Consider the following 17,526-nt stretch of genomic DNA (forward strand, 5'->3'; position numbering starts at 1 on the left):
CACCGACCCGATACGATTGGGGTCTTTCTCTCATGAGAGACAGGTACCTCTCATGAACGTTTACGAGCGGGGGCCGGGGCATGCGGGACGGACGGTGGATCACGGTCACCGAGTCCGAGTTCCAGCATGAGCAGCGGGGCCTGGACGCCATCCGGCAGCGGCTCCCGGACAGCGAGCCGTGGCGGGCCTGGTCGAACTTCACGTTCACCGCCGCCAGCGGCCATGTCCGGGAAGTCGATCTGCTGGTGGTCTCCCCCGCCGGCGTCTTCCTCATCGAGCTCAAGGACTGGCACGGCACGGTCGAGTCCACCAATGGCACCTGGCTGCAGACCCGCCCCGGCCCGGGGGGCCAGAAGGTCCCCCACAGCAACCCGCTGCACCTGGCGAACAAGAAGGCCAAGGAACTGGCCGGCCGGCTGGCCGAACACGGCGAGCGGGTATGGGTGGCGGAAGCCGTGTGCTTCACCGCCCCCGACCTGACGTACCGGCTGTCCGTCCATGACCAGCAGGGCGTCCACACCGTGGCCCGGCTTGCCGAGATGCTCAAGCAGCCGCCCCATGACGAGCGGCGGCGGATCAACGCCACCCGCTCCGGGGCCATCGCCCGGGCGCTGAAGCGGATCGGCATCAAGCCCAGCGACGCCGAGTACCAGGTCGGCCCCTACCGGCTCAAGGGCAAGTCCTTCGACTCGGGCCCGACCTGGGCGGACTATCTGGCCCACCACAGCGAGCTTCCCGAGGCGGCCCGGATCCGGATCTATCTCCCGGAGCACGGCGCGGACGCGGCGCTGCGCGAGTCGGTGGAACGCGCCGCGCGACGAGAGGCGCGCGTACTGCGGCGCTTCCGGCACCCCGGCGTCGTCCAGCTGAAGCAGTACGACCCGTCCGGGCATTCAGCCGGGCCCGCTGGAGCGGCGTCGGGCTGTCCCGGATCGCCTCTTACGAGCTGTCCCGGGCGGTGCGGGAGGTACTGCTGGGTGCCACTCCCCCGGTGCGGCTGACGCGGCGCGCCGAGGATGCTCTCGCGCAGGCTCGCGAGGACGACGCCGAACTGGTACGGGATGGCACGAGCGTGGTCGTACGCGGCGGACACGACACCGGTGTGCGCTGGTGAACGTGGGCCAGCTATCGGGCCAACGCGACCCCCGCCGCGACCCTCTCCACCATCGCCGACCCGCTGCAGCGCCCCACCGACGCCTATGTGCGGCTGCGGGAGAACCTCACCGTTCAGGAATGGAAACAGGCCCTGGGGGAGGCGATCGGGCGCCCGTGCCTCCCCGCTGTGGACCCGCGGGCCCTCAACGGCCTCAAATTCAGCGCCGCTCTGCCGAGACGACTGGCGGAGGCCACCCTCGCCAGTCGGCTGGCGGACCCCGACGGAGCCGATGCGGCGCTTCGCGAGCGTGTCATGTTTACATCGCTCGGCGGGACCTCCGGGGCAACAGGCCAGTGAGCGGGCTCACCCACCGGTGAGCAGAAACTTCAGGTGGTGGAGGTAACGGAGGCGCCGGTGGGCGCGATGGGCGTCTGCCAGAGCGGATCGCAGTTGAATCAGGTCGCCCAGCCGACCGGTGAGCAGGGCGTGCTGCTGTTGGAACTCCGCCCGGCGACGGGAGGCATCCACACCGGAAAGCTCACGGTGGTCTCCACGAGACCACCCGCGCCGTCGGGCACCTTCTTCACCCGGTTGTCCACCCGAGCAGGGTTGTTGGCGACCTCGCTGAGCGGCACCAGATCACGGCCGGCGAGGGTGCCAGCGAAGGCGGAGCCGACCTGGTGTCCATATCCGACCACTCCCACATGGAAGTAGTCACGGCCCCCTTCTTCTTTGGCGCACTTGACCGACAGTTCGGTGAGAAGACGGTTGATGCAGTCGGAGACGACGTCAGCCTTCTTCTTCGGGTTTTCATCGCCGATCTCGTCGGTCATGGAAGTGGACTAATCGATGAGGGAGATGAAGCAGCCCGGATTGGTCCGGCTGATCTCTGCGGAATATGGCATGAGTGCGCTCGGCTCCCGCCTGCAGGTACCGGTGGGTGCTCGTGCCATAGCGGACAGGCCCCCCTGATGCGGACAGATGTTAGTCCATAAGAGGGACTCAAGGTAGGCGTGCGGGAACCATGCGTAGCTGACGGGCCGTTGGAACGGCGGTCAGGTCTCCGGAGTCAGGAGGACGAAGTCGGCTCCGTTGGGGTCCTGGCAGACCGAGAGGCGGCCCACGCCCTCCGCGGTTTCCGGGCCCATCTGGATCGTGCCGGCGTTCTCCGTCACTTTTGCCGTGGCCGCGTCGCAGTCGGGGGTGGCGAAGACGGGGTGCCAGTAGGCGGCGCCGTTGGTCAGGGTCAGGGCGGTTGGGGGGAGTTGCATCAGGCCGCCCTGCATGCGGGATTCGTCCTGGTCCGGTGGGGTGATCAGGGTGTACGAGCCGCCGTCACCGGGGAGGGGCATGTCCTGGTAGGTCCAGCCGAAGACCGCCGTGTAGAAGGTCTTCGCCGCCGCGCCGTCCGGGGTGTACAGCTCGGTCCAGGAGAGCGAGCCGGGGGTGTCGACCGCGTCCAGGCCCTGGTCGGTGCGGGCTTCGAAGACCGCGAACTGGCCGCCCTGGGGGTCGGTGAACTGGGCCATCAGGTGTGCGTCGTCCATGGCCGCCGTCGGGGGGACCCGTACCGTGCCGCCCGCCGCCGTGACGGCCCGGGCCGTGGCTTCCGCGTCGGTCGTGGTGAAGTAGATCATCCACGCCGAACGGGCGCCCTCCTCGGTGAGCGGGCCCAGGCCCGCGACCGTACGGCCGGCGTTCTTCAGGACGCCGAAGCCGCCGGAGTCGGGGCCCATCGGTTCGAAGGTCCAGCCGAGGACGGCGCCGTAGAAGCCGGCGGTGGTCGCCGGGTCCGGGGCGCCGAGGTCCAGCCAGCAGGGGGAGCCGGGGACGAAGTCGGTGGTCAGCACGGTTCCTCCCTTGTCGCGTCAGCCTCCTCGGCCAGCGTGACAGCACCCGCCGCCGGCCGCCACCTCAGCGATAGACCTTGCCCGGCTCGGGTACCCCCGGTGCCATCAGCTGCGGGACGGTGACGAAGGTGTAGCCGTCCGCCTTCAGGGCGTCGATGATGCCGGGGACCGCCGGGACGGTGCCCTCGTAGATGTCGTGCAGCAGGATGATGCCGTCGCGGTCGGCCTGGTCCAGGACGCGCTCGGTGATGAGGTCCGAGTCGGTCGTCGAGTAGTCCTTGGCGGTGACCGACCACAGGATCTGGGACATCCCCAGTTCCTCGCACACCTCGGTGACCGTGTCGTCCGTGCGGCCCTGCGGCGGGCGCATCAGGGTCGGGGTCTTGCCGGTCAGTTCCTCGATGGCCTCGTTGGTGCGGACCAGCTGGTTACGGACCTCCTCGCGGTCCACGTCGGTGAGGTTGGGGTGGGTCCAGGTGTGGTTGGCGACCTCGTGGCCCTCGTCGGCGATCCGGGTGACCAGCTCCGGGTAGGTGTCGATGTGTTTCTTGCCGAGGAGGAAGAACGTCGCCGGTACCTCTTCGGCGGCGAGGATGTCCAGCAGCTCGGCGGTGTACGGGCCGGGGCCGGCGTCGAAGGTGAGGGCGATGCACTTGGCCTCGCGGCAGTCGACCGAGCCGAACGCGCCGCCCGCTTTCTCGTCCGCCTTGTTCCGCACGTTCTCCGGGGAGATCCGCTCGGCGGAGCAGCCGGTGAGGGCCAGGGTCACCGCGGCGGCCAGGGCGGCGGCCGGTTTTCTGAGCTGCATGGAAAGCGAGTCCCCCCGTTTGGCATCGTCACACACGCCCCCTCGTCCGGACCGGTAAGGGGATCAAACGACCATACGTTCCGGGGGCGCGGCGGTACCCACCGGGGGTACCTGTAGGGTGGCGGGCGTGAACCGGGTCCGTGGCGCTGTGCTGATCCTGGCGGTGCTCGCCGGGGTGTTCGCCATGCACGGGCTCGCGCCGGGGGCGGTGGTCATCGCCCCCGCGCACCACATGGAGCTGGGCGCGCCCGCCCCCGCGCCCGCGCAGGATGCCGGTGGCGCGGCGCATCTCGATCACGCCGATCCGGACTGTGTGGCGGGCGGGGTCACCGGGGCACCGGTCCCGGCCGGTGCCGGCGCCGGTGGTGGCAGTGGGGTGGCGGACGACGTGACGGTGGCGCCGCTCGGCGTTCTTCCGTCGGTGGCCGCGGGGCCGGGTCCGCCCCATGGGGCGGCGCCCTCGCTGAGTCGCTTGCAGTTGCTGCGCATATAGGCGCGTCCGGAGGTCAGACGCGTCCGACACTCTCAGCAGCACCGCACAGAAGGCTCTCTTCCCACCATGAACTCGTACCGTTTTGCGGCGCGGGCGATCAGCGCCGCCGCCGTCGTCTCCCTTGTGCTGTTCACCGCCGCCTGTGGCGGTGATTCCGCGGATTCCGGAACGGAATCCGCGCATTCCGCGCACGGTTCGGGTGCCGGTTTCAATGACGCGGATGTCGCGTTCGCCCAGGGCATGATTCCGCACCACGAGCAGGCCGTCGAGATGGCCGAACTGGCCCTGGAGCGGGCCGGGTCCGATGAGGTCCGGGTCATCGCCGAGGAGATCAAACAGGCTCAGGGTCCGGAGATCGAGACACTGCGCTCCTGGCTTTCCGACTGGCAGGTCGGGGCGGGCGACCATGGCGGACACGACATGGCCGGCATGGTTTCCGAGGAGGAAATGGGGGAGCTCGAAAGCTCTTCCGGTACGGAATTCGACGCCGCTTTTCTGCGGCTGATGATCGTGCATCACGAGGGCGCGGTCGAGATGGCGCGGGAGGTGGAGCGGGAGGGGTCCGCCGCGCCCGCGCGGGAGATGGCGCGGGACATCATCTCCTCCCAGTCCACTGAGATCGATCAGATGAACGAGCTTCTGGACTGACTTTCGATCCCCTGAGGGGTGGGTGGCCCGCATGGCGGGCCACCCACCCTTTTTATATGCCCAGGGCGCCCGGGAGCGCCGTGCGCGCCCCCCGCGTAACCCCATTGGCCTATTCGATCTTCATAAGGCAGGCTTCAACCGCGCATCCGGAACACACAATCCCCATAAACACCCGTGGGGCCGTGATCGGCCTGCGCTTGTCCTTGAGGGGGGTTCTCGTTCCGCGTTCCGTCATGCCACTCGACTTCATTATGCGCATATCTGTTCTTCAGATTTTCCTGTCCTTACCCCGGCGTTGTCCCCCAACGGGCTGACCAGGATTCCCGCTCGAATCACCTGATCCGCCCCGGCGCCATCACCCAAGGATTCTCACGATGGATTCCATGCACCACCCTGTCCCCGTCCCCGCCTCCGAAGACGCGTTCGCCATCGTCGGCATCGGATGCCGGCTGCCCGGCGGCGCCAGTGACTACCGGACCTTCTGGCGCAACCTCCTCGACGGCAAGGACTGCATCACCGACACCCCCGCCGACCGCTACGACACCCGCACCCTCGGCAGCCGCGACAAGGCCAAGCCCGGCCGGCTGGTCGGCGGCAGGGGCGGATACATCGACGGCTTCGACGAGTTCGACCCCGCCTTCTTCGGCATCAGCCCGCGCGAGGCCGAGCACATGGACCCCCAGCAGCGGAAACTCCTCGAAGTCGCCTGGGAGGCCCTGGAGGACGGCGGGCTGCGGCCCCACGGGCTGGCCGGCACCGATGTCGGGGTGTTCGTCGGCGCGTTCACGCTCGACTACAAGATCCTCCAGTTCGCCGACCTCGGCTTCGAGACCCTGGCCGCCCACACCGCCACCGGCACCATGATGACGATGGTGTCCAACCGGATCTCGTACTGCTTCGACTTCCGCGGACCCTCCGTCTCCCTGGACACCGCGTGCAGCGGCTCCCTGGTCGCCGTCCATCTCGCCTGCCAGAGCCTGCGCCGCCGCGAGACCTCCGTCGCGCTGGCCGGCGGCACCCTGCTGCACATGGCGCCCCAGTACACCATCGCCGAGACCAAGGGCGGCTTCCTCTCCCCCGACGGCCGCTCGCGCGCGCTGGACGCCACCGCCAACGGCTATGTACGCGCCGAGGGCGTCGGCATGATCGCCATCAAGCGGCTCGCGGACGCGCGGCGCGACGGCGACCCCGTCCACGCCGTCATCATCGGCAGCGGCGTCAACCAGGACGGCCGTACCAACGGCATCACCGTCCCCAACCCGGACGCCCAGGTCAGCCTCATCGAACGGGTCTGCGCCGAGGCCGGCATCGCGCCCGGCAGCCTCCAGTACGTCGAGGCGCACGGCACCTCCACCCCCGTCGGCGACCCGCTGGAGGCCAACGCCCTCGCCCGCGCCCTGGCGATCGGCCGCGAGCCCGGCGCCAAGACCTACGTCGGCTCGGTGAAGACCAACATCGGGCACACCGAGGCCGCCGCCGGCATCGCCGGGCTGATCAAGACCGTGCTGAGCCTGAAACACAAGGTCATCCCGCCGCACATCAACCTGGAACGGCTCAACCCGCAGATCGACGAGGCGGCACTGCCGTACGCGATCCCCCGCGAGCCCACCCCGTGGCCCGAGCACACCGGGCCGGCCAGGGCCGGGGTCAACTCCTTCGGCTTCGGCGGGACCAACGCCCATGTGCTGCTCCAGGAGGCGCCGCCGGTCACCGAGGTGACCCACCCGGCTCCCACCGACGGCTACTCCGTGCTGCCGCTCACCGCCCGTGACCCCGAAGCCTTCGCCGCCCTCGCCGCCGGGCTGCGCGAGCGGCTCGCCGAGGGCGCACCGCTCCGCGACGTCGCGTACACCCTCGCCCACCGGCGGCAGCATCTTGAGCAGCGGCTCTCCGTGGTGTACGACTCCCCCGCGTCCCTCGACGACGTGCTCGCCGCCGTCGCGCGCGGCGACACCCATCCGCGCGCCGTCGCCGGCACCCGGCGCGAGGGCCTGGAGCGGCGCCTGGTGTGGGTGTTCACCGGCATGGGCCCGCAATGGTGGGCCATGGGGCGGCAGTTGTACGCGGCCGAGCCCGTCTACCGCGAGGTCATCGACCGCTGCGACCGCGAGATCGCCGCGCTCACCGGCTGGTCCCTCACCCAGGAGCTGAACGCCGACGAGGCCGATTCCCGGATGAGCGAGACCTGGCTCGCCCAGCCCGCCAACTTCGCCGTCCAGATCGCGCTCGCCGCCCTGTGGCGCAGCAGGGGCATCCGCCCCGACGCCATCACCGGGCACAGCACCGGCGAGGTCGCCGCGTTCTACGAGGCCGGGGTGTACACCCTCGCCGAGGCCGTGAAGATCGTGGTGCACCGCAGCCGGCTCCAGCAGAAGCTCATCGGCACCGGCTCGATGCTGGCCGTCAGCCTCACCGAGGCGGAGGCCGCCCGCCGGGTGCGCCCGCACGGCGACCGGGTCTCCATCGCCGCCGTCAACAGCCCCACCTCCATCACCCTGGCCGGGGACACCGAGGCGCTGGAGCTGATCGCCGCCGAGCTGGGCGCGGAGGACATCTTCGCCCGCTTCCTGGAGGTCGGCGTCCCCTACCACAGCCCCCGGATGGAGCTGATCAAGGACGAACTCCTGTCCTCGCTCGCCGATCTCAAGCCGCAGCCCGCCCAGTTGCCGCTGTATCTGACCGCCCGGCCGGGCGCCGTGGCGCACGGCGGGGAGCTGGACGCCGACTACTGGTGGCGCAATGTCCGCCAGGCCGTGCACTTCCGGGCCGCCGTGGACCGGCTGCTGGACGACGGCTACGGCGTCTTCCTGGAGATCGGCCCGCACCCCGTGCTCGCCCACTCGCTGCGCGAATGCTGCGAGGCGCGCGAGGCACAGAGCGTCACGCTGCCCTCCATCCGCCGCAAGGCCGACGAACGCGAGCGCTTCACCCTCTCCCTGGCCGCCCTGCACGGTCTGGGCTTCCCGCTCGACTGGCACGCCCTGCACCCCGCCGGGCGGCCGGTGGAGCTGCCGCGCTACCCGTTCCGGCGCGACCGCTACTGGGTCGAGCCGGCCCCGGTCGAGCAGATCCGGCTCGGCCACCGCGACCATCCGCTGCTCGGCCGGCGCACCACGGGCGCCGAGCCGGTGTGGGAGGTGAAGCTGGACGCGGAGGCCGCCCCGTATCTGGAGGACCACCGCATCCAGGGCACCGTGCTCTTCCCGGCGGCCGGCTATCTGGAGATGGCCGCCCAGGCGGTACGGTCGCTGACCGGCGGCGCGGACACCACCGCCGCGCTGGCCGGCATCGAGCTGCGCAAGGCGCTGTTCCTCCCGGACGGCGAGCCGCAGACCGTGCAGCTGGCGTTCTCCACGGACGCCGCCGCGTTCTCCATCGCCACCGTGGGCGCCGCCGGCGCCGAGCCGACCGTGCACGCCACCGGTACGGTACGGGCCGGGCAGCGCCGCAATCTCACCGCGCCGCTGGACCCCGGCGCCGTACGGGCCCGCGCCGCGCGCCATCTGACCGGCCCCGACTGCTACACGGAGCTGGCCGCGCTCGGGTACCACTACGGCCCGGCCTTCCAGGGCATCGAGGAGGTGTGGATCGGCCCCGGCGAGGCGCTGGCCAGGATCCGGCCGCCGGACGGGCTCGGCGGCGACGCCGCCGCCCACCACATGCATCCGGTGCTGCTGGACTCCTGCTTCCAGGCGCTGCTCACCCCGCAGTTGCTCACCGCGCCCGGCGCCCCGGACGGCACCGGCATCCGGCTGCCGCTGTCCATCGCCGAGGTACGGCTGGACCCGGTCGGCGACCGCGAGTTGTGGGTGCACGCCACCGTAACCGCCGACGACGAGGGCGAACTCACCGGCGACATCGCCGTGTACGACGGGGCCGACCGTACGCCGCTGGGCCGCATCGCCGGCTTCCGCGCCGCCGATGTGGAGAAGGCCGCCACCACGGTGGGGCTCTCCACCATCGACAGCTGGCTCACCGAGCTGAGCTGGGTGGCACGGCCGCTGCCCGGGCCCGAGCCGGAGTCCGCGATCCAACTCGACGGGCGGCTGGTGCTGTTCGCCGACGCCGGCGGGGTCGGTGAGCGGCTGGCCACGCTGATCGACGCGGCGGGCGGCGAGGCGTATCTGGTACGGCCCGGTGGCTCGTACGGCCTGGACCGGGCGGCGCGTACCGCCACCGTCACCCCCGGGGACGCCGGTGAGCTGCGACGGCTGCTCGCCGAACTCGGGCCGGTGGCCGCCGTCGTCCAGCTGTGGAACCTGGACCGGCCCGCGCTCGCCGACGCGCCGCGCGCGCGGTTCGGCGACATCGCCACCACCGGCGCGTACGCCCTGATCGCCCTCACCCAGGCGCTGCTCGACAGCGCGCACGGCGACACCGCCCTGCACATCGTCACCCGGGCCGCCCAGCCGGTGGCACTGGGCGACCTGGTGGAGCCGTTCGGCGCGCCCGCCTGGGGCATCGGCCGGGTGCTGTGGCAGCAGGAGCTGGCGGGGCGCGGCGGCAAGCTGATCGACCTGGCCGCCGACGGCACCGTGGCGGGCGACGCCCACGCGCTGCTGCGCGAGCTGGCGGACGCCACCGAGGCGGGAGAGCGCGAGGACGAGATCGCGCTGCGCTCCGGGGTGCGGCACACCAGCCGGCTGGTGCCCGCCCAGGGGCTGAGCCGGCCGCTGCCGCTGCGGCTGCGCCCGGACGGCAGCTATCTGGTGACCGGGGCGTTCGGGGCGCTCGGCCGGCTGTTGTGCCGCACGCTGGTGAGGCGCGGGGCCCGGCGGCTGATTCTGGTGGGACGCACCCGGCTGCCGGAGCGGGAGCGCTGGGCGGACCAGGACCCTGGGTCGCCGGCCGGGCGGCAGGTGGCCTTCCTCAAGGAGCTGGAGGCGCTGGGCGCGCAGCCGATTCTCGCGCCGCTGGACATCACCGACGAGGACGCGCTGGCCGGCTGGCTGGCCGGGTACCGGCGGGCCGAGGGGCCGCCGATCCGCGGGGTGTTCCATCTGGCCGGGCAGGTACGCGACACGCTGGTGCCGGAGATGGAGCGGGACGTCTTCGACGCCGTCCACGATCCGAAGGTGGTGGGCGCGGCCCTGCTGCACCGGCAGCTGAGCGGCGAACCGCTGGAGCACTTCGTGCTGTTCGCCTCGGTCGCTGCCTGGCTGACCACCGCCGGTCAGACCAACTACGCGGCGGGCAACGCCTTCCTGGACGCGCTGGCGCACCACCGCCGCGCCCATGGGCTGCCGGCGCTGTCGCTGGACTGGGGCCCGTGGGCCACCGGCATGATCGAGGAGCTGGGCCTGATCGACCACTACCGCAACAGCCGGGGCATGTCCTCGCTGGCGCCCGAGGCGGGCATGGCGGTGCTGGAGCGGGTCATCGGGCAGGACCGGGCGCAGTTGCTGGTGGCCACCGTCGTGGACTGGCCGGTTTTCATGTCCTGGTACGCGGCGCCGCCGCGGCTGGTGAGCGAGCTGGCGGTGGCCGCGCAGGGGCCGGGGAGCGAGGGCGGCGGCAGCTTCCTGGACGCGTTCCGGGAGGCGACCGAGGACAAGCGGCGGCTGCTGCTGGCCGAGCGGTTCACCGCGCTGGTGGCCGGGGTGCTGCGGGTGCGGGCCGAACAGGTCGATCCGGCGGTGAGCCTGAACGGTCTCGGGCTCGATTCGCTGCTGGCGATGGAGCTGCGGGCCCGGGTGGTGGCCGAGGTCGGGATCGCGCTGCCGGTGGTGGCGCTGCTGTCCAGCGCGCCGGCCGGGGAGCTGATCGCGCAGTTGCACGAGGGGCTGCTGGAACTGCTCGCCGAGGAGGGCGGCGGCCCGGCGGTGGCGGCCGTGGAGCGGTTCGAGGACGAGTCCGAGTTCCCGCTGACGCAGAACCAGAAGGCGCTGTGGTTCCTGAAGCAGCTGAACCCGGACGGTTTCGCGTACAACATCGGCGGCGCGGTCGAGGTGCGGGTGGCGCTGGAGCCGGAGCTCATGTTCGAGGCGTTCCGCCGGCTGCTGGCCCGGCATCCCGTGCTGCGGGCCAACTTCCTGCTGGTGGAGGGGCAGGCGGTGCAGCGGATCTCGCCGGAGATCAAGGAGGACATCGCGCTCTTCGACGTCGAGGACCGCGCGTGGGACGACATCTACCGGATGATCATCGCGGAGTACCGCAAGCCGTACGATCTGGCGCACGATCCGCTCATCCGGTTCCGGCTCTTCCGGCGCGGCCCGGACCGCTGGGTGATCACCAAGGCCGTGCACCACATCATCTCGGACGCCATCTCCACCTTCACCTTCATCGAGGAACTGCTGTCCCTCTACGAGGGGCTGCGGCAGGGCCAGGACGTTCAGCTGCCGCCGGTGGCCGCCCGCTACCTGGACTTCCTCAACGAGCAGAACGCGTTCCTGGCCGGCCGTGCGGCGCGCAGGATGCTCGGGTACTGGACGGATCACCTGCCGGACGAGGTGCCGGTGCTGGCGCTGCCCACCGACAAGCCGCGGCCGGCGGTGCTCACCCACAACGGGGCGTCGGAGTTCTTCGCGCTGGACGCCGAGCTGAGCGCCCGGGTGCACGCGCTCGCCCGGGAGCACAACGTCACCGTCTTCATGGTGCTGCTGAGCGCCTACTATCTGCTGCTGCACCGCTATTCGGGGCAGGACGACATCATCGTCGGCTCCCCGGTGACCGGCCGCACCCAGGAGGAGTTCGGCGCGGTCTACGGGTACTTCGTGAACCCGCTGCCGCTGCACGCCTCGCTGGCCGGTGATCCCACGGTCGCCGAGCTGCTGGACCAGGTGCGCACCACGGTGCTGGGCGGTCTGGACCACCAGGAGTATCCGTTCACGCTGCTGGTGGAGCAGCTGGGGCTGGCGCACGACCCGAGCCGGTCGGCGGTCTTCCAGGCGATGTTCATCCTGCTGCACCACAAGGTGGCCACCGAGAAGTACGGCTACAAGCTGGAGTACATCGAACTTCCGGAGGAGGAGGGCCAGTTCGATCTGACGCTGTCCGCGTACGAGGAGGAGGCGGACGGCCGGTTCCACTGCGTCTTCAAGTACAACACCGACCTGTTCGAGGCGGCCACCATGCGGCGGCTCGCCGGGCACTATCAGCAGCTGCTGCGGGCGCTGACGGCCGCGTCCGGCGATACCGCGACCAGCGGGCTGCGGATGCTGTCGGGCGGCGAGCGGCAGCGGATTCTCACCGAGTGGAGCGGCGCCGGGCACACCGCCGGGGCCGACCCCGTACCGGTGCACCGGCTGATCGCGCGCGCCGCGCACCGTACCCCGGAGGCCGTCGCCGTGGCGGCGCCCGCCGAGAGCGGCGAGACCCGGCGGCTCACGTACGGCGAGCTGGAGCGGCGGGCGCGGGAGCTGGCCGGGCGGCTGCGGGCACGCGGCGTGGGCGAGGGCACGGTGGTCGCGCTGTGCCTGGAGAAGTCGCCCGAGCTGATCATCGCGCTGCTCGCGGTGCTCAAGGCGGGTGGCGCCTATCTGCCGCTCGACCCCGACCATCCGGCCGACCGGCTGGCGTACATGGTGCGCACCGCCGGCGCCACGCTGGTGATCGGCGGCGAGCGGGCGGGTGAGGGGCTGCCGGCGCCGGTCCTCACCCTGGACGCCTTGCTCGCGGGGGCGACGGAGGACGGCCCGGACGCCGAGCCGGGGCCCGACTCCCCCGCCTATGTCATCTCCACCTCGGGCTCCACCGGCCGCCCCAAGGCGGTCGCGGTCAGCCACGGCAACCTGGCCTGCGCCCAGGCCGGCTGGCGCGACACCTACCGGCTGGCGGACGGCGACATCCGGGTCCATCTCCAGATGGCCTCCCCCGCCTTCGACGTCTTCACCGGCGACCTGACCCGCGCCCTGTGCACGGGCGGCACGCTGGTGCTGATCGGCCGGGAGCTGCTGTTCAACACGGCCCGGCTGTACGAGACGATGCGCGCCGAGCGGGTCGACTGCGGCGAGTTCGTGCCGGCCGTGGTGCGCACCCTGATGCGGCACTGCGAGGACACCGGCGCCCGGCTGGACTTCCTGCGGCTGCTGATCGTGGGCTCCGACGCCTGGAAGGCCGAGGAGTACGAGCGGCTGCGCGCGCTGGGCGCGCAGCGGCTGGTCAACTCGTACGGGCTGACCGAGGCGACCATCGACAGCGCCTGGTTCGAGGGGCCGGCCGACACCCTGGAGGGTGCCCGGATGGTGCCCATCGGGCGGCCGTTCCCGGGCAGCGCGCTGTACATCCTGGACGCGCGCGGCGAGCCGGTGCCGCCGGGTGTCCCGGGCGAGCTGTGGATCGGCGGCGCCGGGGTGGCGCTGGGCTACCTCGGTGACGACACGCTGACCGGGGAGCGGTTCCGCACCCGCCCGCTCGGCGACGGGGAGCCGGTACGGCTGTACCGCACCGGCGACCTCGCGCACTGGGACGCGGCCGGCACCGTCCATCTGCTGGGCCGGGCCGACTCGCAGATCAAGGTGCGCGGGCACCGGATCGAGATCGGCGAGATCGAGTCCCAGCTGGCGGCCTGCCCGGCGCTCGCCCAGGCGCGGGTCACCGTACGGGCCGAGGCCGGCGGGGAGAACGTGCTGTGCGCGTACGGGGTGGCCGCGCCGGGAGCCGATCTCGACTGGCGCGAGGTGCGGCGGCAACTGGCCGACTACCTGCCGACGTTCATGATCCCCACCCACTTCACCGAACTGCCCGCGCTGCCGCTCACCCCGAACGGCAAGGTGGACGTGGCCGCGCTGCCCGCCCCCCGGGCGAACGGCGGCCCGGCGTACGAGGCGCCGGTCACGCTCTACGAGACCCGGATGGCCGACCACTGGCAGCGGCTGCTCGGCATCGAGGCCCCCGGGCCCGGTCTCAACCACGACTTCTTCGAGACCGGCGGCAGCTCGATCCGGCTGATCGAGCTGATCTACCACCTCCAGGCCGAGTTCGGGATCTCCATCCCGGTCAGCAGGCTCTTCCAGGTCACCACGCTGCACGGGATGGCCAAGACCGTCGAACGGATCGTCACCGGGGAGATCGAGGGCTCGCTGCCGTATCTGCGGTTCAACGAGAACGGCCCGGCGGGTGTGCTCTTCTGCTTCCCGCCGGCCGGCGGCCACGGCCTGGTCTACCGGGAGTTCGCGGCGCGGCTGACCGAGTTCGAGTGCCACGCCTTCAACTACCTGATGGGCGAGGACAAGGTGGCCCGGTACGCCGACCTGGTCGAGGGGCGGCGGCCGGCCGGGGACATCGATCTGCTCGGCTACTCGCTGGGCGGCAACCTCGCCTTCGAGGTGGCCAAGGAGCTGGAGCGGCGCGGGCGCACCGTACGCCACGTCGTCATCATCGACTCGCTGCGGGTCGTGGACTCCTACGAGCTGGGGCCCGAGCATCTGGCGGTCTTCGAGCGGGAGCTGGCCGAGCATCTGCGCAAGCACACCGGCTCGGCGCTGGTGGCGGAGAAGACCAGGGAGCAGGCCAGGGACTATCTGGAGTTCACCGGCCGCACCGCCAACCCCGGCTCCACCGGCGCCCGGATCGCGGTGATCAGCGACGAGGCCAACGCGGACGCCTACGCCGGCGGCGCCGAGGGCAGCTGGCACGGCGCGTCCCGTACCCGTACCGACGTGCTGCGCGGGGTGGGCCGGCACGCCGACATGCTCGATCCGGGGACGGTCGAGCACAACGCGCGCCTGGCGCGCGGCATTCTCACCGGCGGCGGTGGCGAGGCATGACGCCTGTCGCTCAACCGGCGGTCGACACCAAGGAGAACAGCGCCATGTCATCCCCCACCCCCAACCCCACCCCACATTCCCTTGCGGGCCGGCCGGGCAGGCAGTCGATGATCGTCATCGGCGGCGGCCTCGGCGGCCTGTCCACCGGCTGCTACGCGCAGATGAACGGCTACGCGTCGCGGATCTTCGAGATGCACGAGATCCCGGGCGGTTCCTGCACCGCCTGGGAGCGCGGGGACTTCACCTTCGACTGGTGCGTCAGCTGGCTGCTGGGCAGCGGGCCCGGCAACGAGATGCACCAGATCTGGCTGGAGCTGGGGGCGTTGCAGGGCAAGGAGATGCGGCAGTTCGACGTCTTCAACATCGTGCGGGTGCGCGGCGGCCAGCCGGTGTACTTCTACTCCGACCCGGACCGGCTCCAGGCGCATCTGCTGGAGATCTCGCCGGCCGACGCCCGCCGCATCAAGAACTTCTGCGACGGGGTGCGCACCTTTCAGAAGGCCCTCGCGGTCTATCCGTTCCTCAAGCCGGTGGGGCTGATGGGGCGGTGGGAGCGGTGGCGGATGCTGGCGTCGTTCCTGCCGTACTTCAACGCCATCCGCAAGTCCATCACCGAGCTGATGACGGACTATGCCGCCAAGTTCCGGCATCCGGTGCTGCGCGAGGCGTTCAACTACGTGCTGTACGAGAAGCACGCCGACTTCCCGGTGCTGCCGTTCTGGTTCCAGCTGGCCTCGCACGCCAACGGTTCGGCGGGGGTGCCGGAGGGCGGCTCGCTGGGTCTGGCGCGCTCGGTGGAGCGGCGCTACCGGGAGCTGGGCGGGGAGATCACCTACAACGCCAAGGTGGTGAAGATCCTCGTCGAGCACGACAAGGCGGTGGGGGTGCGGCTGAGCGACGGCCGGGAGTTCCGCGCGGACATCGTGGTGTCGGCGGCCGATGTGCACACCACCGCGATGGACATGCTCGGCGGCCGGTATCTGAACGACACCTGGCGCAAGCTGCTCACCGAGACGATCGACGAGGTGGGCACCCTCTCCCCCGGCTATGTGTCGCTGTTCCTCGGGCTGCGCCGGCCGTTCCCGGAGGGCGAGCCGTGCACCACGTATCTGCTGGAGGAGGGCATGGCGGCGAAGCTCACCGGCATGCGGCATCCCAGCATGAATGTGCAGTTCCGCAGCTGCCACTACCCGGAGCTGTCGCCCGAGGAGACCACGGTCGTCTTCGCGACGTACTTCTCGGAGGCGGCGCCCTGGCGGGAGCTGCGCAACGGGGCGCCGGAGCAGGCCGACCGGGTGCGGCGCGGGCAGGTGCTGCACACCCTGCCGGTGCGGCACGGCAAGGAGTACACCCAGGCCAAGCGGCGGGCCCGGATCACCATCGAGAACTTCCTGGAGGAGCGGTTCCCCGGCATCAAGGACGCCGTCAAGGTGCGTGATGTCTCCACGCCGCTGACCCAGGTGCGGTACACGGGCACCTACAACGGGGGGTTCCCCGGCTGGCAGCCGTTCGTGGACGGCGGCGAGACCGTGGAGCAGGAGATCAACAAGAACGGCCCGGTGCTGCCGGGGCTGGACAACTTCTATCTGGCCGGGGTGTGGGTCACGGTCGGCGGGCTGATCCGGGCGGTGGCCTCGGGGCGGCAGGTCACCCAGGTCATCTGCCGGGACGACGGGCGGGAGTTCACGGCGGGCATCGACGAGAGCGCGCCGTTGCCCACCCAGGTCCACATCCCGGTGGGCAAGCAGCCGGGCGCGCCGGATCTGTCGGCCGGGTTTCCCGCCCAGGCCGTTCCCGCCGCCGGTGCCACCAACACCGTCACATCATCGAGGAGTGTGTAGTGCAGGTACACAAATGGGTGATCGCCGAGCATGTCCCGGGGGTTCCGGACACCGACCGGATCTACCGGAAGGTGACCGAGGAGCTGGATACCGCCGCGCTGGCGGAGGATCAGATGCTGCTGCGGACCCGCTATGTGTCGGTGGACCCGTATCTGGTGGGGCTCTCGCTCCAGACCCCGATCGGGGACACGGTGCGCGGGGACACCATCATGGAGGTGATCGAGGCCGGGCCGCGCGCCCGCTTCCGGGTCGGCGATCTGCTCCAGGGGTACGGCGGCTGGTGCAGCCATCTGGTGTCCACCGGCGGCCCGAGCGGATGGGACGACGAGGACGGCGAGTTCCCGGTGGAGCTGCCGCCGTTCCGGAAGCTCGATCCGCGGCGGTACGACGCGGAGCTGCCGCTGTCCACGGCCCTGGGTGTGATGGGGACGCCGGGGATCACGGCGTTCGGCGCGCTCAAGACGTTTCTGACGGTGCGGCCCGGTGACACGGTGGTGATCAGCGGGGCGTCCGGGACGGTGGGCACCCTGGTGGGGCAGCTGGCGAAGCGGGCCGGGGCCCGGGTGGTGGGCACCACCTCCTCGCCGGGGAAGGCGGCCTATCTGACGGAGCTGGGCTTCGACGCCGTGGTGCACTACCGGCAGGGCGACGACCTGGACGCGGTGCGCGGGGCGCTGGCGGTGGCGGCGCCGGACGGGGTGGACAAGTACTTCGACAATCTGGGCGGCACCGTGACGGACGCGGTGTTCACGATGCTCAACACGCACTCCCAGGTGGCGGTGTGCTGGCAGTGGTCCACCACGGTCAACGGCGACTGGACGGGGCCGCGGCTGCTGCCGTACATCATGTTCCCGCGCACCACGATCCGGGGGATCTTCGCCGAAGAGTGGTACACGGAGGAGATGCTCGACGCGCTGCACGCGGAGGTGGGCGGGCTGATCCGCAAGGGTGAGCTGAGCTACCACCAGACGATCCACCGGGGCTTCGACGCGCTGCCGGGGGCGTACCGCTCGCTGTACTCGGGGCAGGAGGGCAACCGGGGGAAGGTGCTGGTGGAGTTGTAGCGGCGGTCCCGGCGCGTAC

Annotated in this window: 8 protein-coding genes and 1 pseudogene; 6 read left to right on the plus strand and 3 right to left on the minus strand. The window is 71.2% G+C overall.

From position 1 onward, the window contains the following. Positions 1–80 precede the first annotated feature (80 nt). Positions 81–908: pseudogene (locus tag AC5WRL_RS19755) on the plus strand (NERD domain-containing protein); the annotation flags it as partial. A 643-nt stretch (positions 909–1,551) separates the two neighbouring features. Here the strand turns inward: AC5WRL_RS19755 and AC5WRL_RS19760 are convergent. The 3 genes from AC5WRL_RS19760 to AC5WRL_RS19770 form a co-directional block, all read right to left on the minus strand. Next, positions 1,552–1,929: a hypothetical protein gene (locus tag AC5WRL_RS19760; protein ID WP_496089934.1), complete on the minus strand. Its 378-nt coding sequence runs from the start codon at positions 1,927–1,929 to the stop codon at positions 1,552–1,554. A 222-nt stretch (positions 1,930–2,151) separates the two neighbouring features. Further along, entirely contained in the window at positions 2,152–2,946 is a 795-nt protein-coding gene (locus AC5WRL_RS19765; protein ID WP_496089935.1) for a VOC family protein, read from the minus strand. A 64-nt stretch (positions 2,947–3,010) separates the two neighbouring features. After that, positions 3,011–3,754, minus strand: coding sequence for a polysaccharide deacetylase family protein (locus tag AC5WRL_RS19770; protein ID WP_496089936.1), 744 nt, complete (start codon positions 3,752–3,754; stop codon positions 3,011–3,013). Between the two features lie 127 nt (positions 3,755–3,881). Between AC5WRL_RS19770 and AC5WRL_RS19775 the strand changes: the two genes are divergently transcribed. The 5 genes from AC5WRL_RS19775 to AC5WRL_RS19795 all read left to right on the plus strand — a co-directional run bounded on the left by AC5WRL_RS19775 (position 3,882) and on the right by AC5WRL_RS19795 (position 17,507). After that, on the plus strand, positions 3,882–4,247 hold the full coding sequence (locus AC5WRL_RS19775) for a DUF6153 family protein (RefSeq protein ID WP_496089937.1): 366 nt from the start codon (positions 3,882–3,884) through the stop codon (positions 4,245–4,247). Between the two features lie 66 nt (positions 4,248–4,313). Further along, positions 4,314–4,895: a DUF305 domain-containing protein gene (locus AC5WRL_RS19780; protein ID WP_496089938.1), complete on the plus strand. Its 582-nt coding sequence runs from the start codon at positions 4,314–4,316 to the stop codon at positions 4,893–4,895. Between the two features lie 374 nt (positions 4,896–5,269). Next, entirely contained in the window at positions 5,270–14,602 is a 9,333-nt protein-coding gene (locus tag AC5WRL_RS19785) for a non-ribosomal peptide synthetase/type I polyketide synthase (RefSeq protein ID WP_496089939.1), read from the plus strand. 44 nt (positions 14,603–14,646) lie between these two features. Next, positions 14,647–16,443, plus strand: a complete 1,797-nt coding sequence (locus AC5WRL_RS19790; protein WP_496089940.1) for a phytoene desaturase family protein — start codon at positions 14,647–14,649, stop codon at positions 16,441–16,443. Further along, a complete protein-coding gene (locus tag AC5WRL_RS19795; protein ID WP_496089941.1) occupies positions 16,443–17,507 on the plus strand; it encodes an MDR family NADP-dependent oxidoreductase in 1,065 nt (354 codons plus the stop codon). Before AC5WRL_RS19790 ends, AC5WRL_RS19795 begins: the two co-directional genes overlap by 1 nt. The last annotated feature ends 19 nt before the right edge of the window (positions 17,508–17,526 follow it).

Source organism: Streptomyces sp. NTD107 (assembly GCF_059510435.1).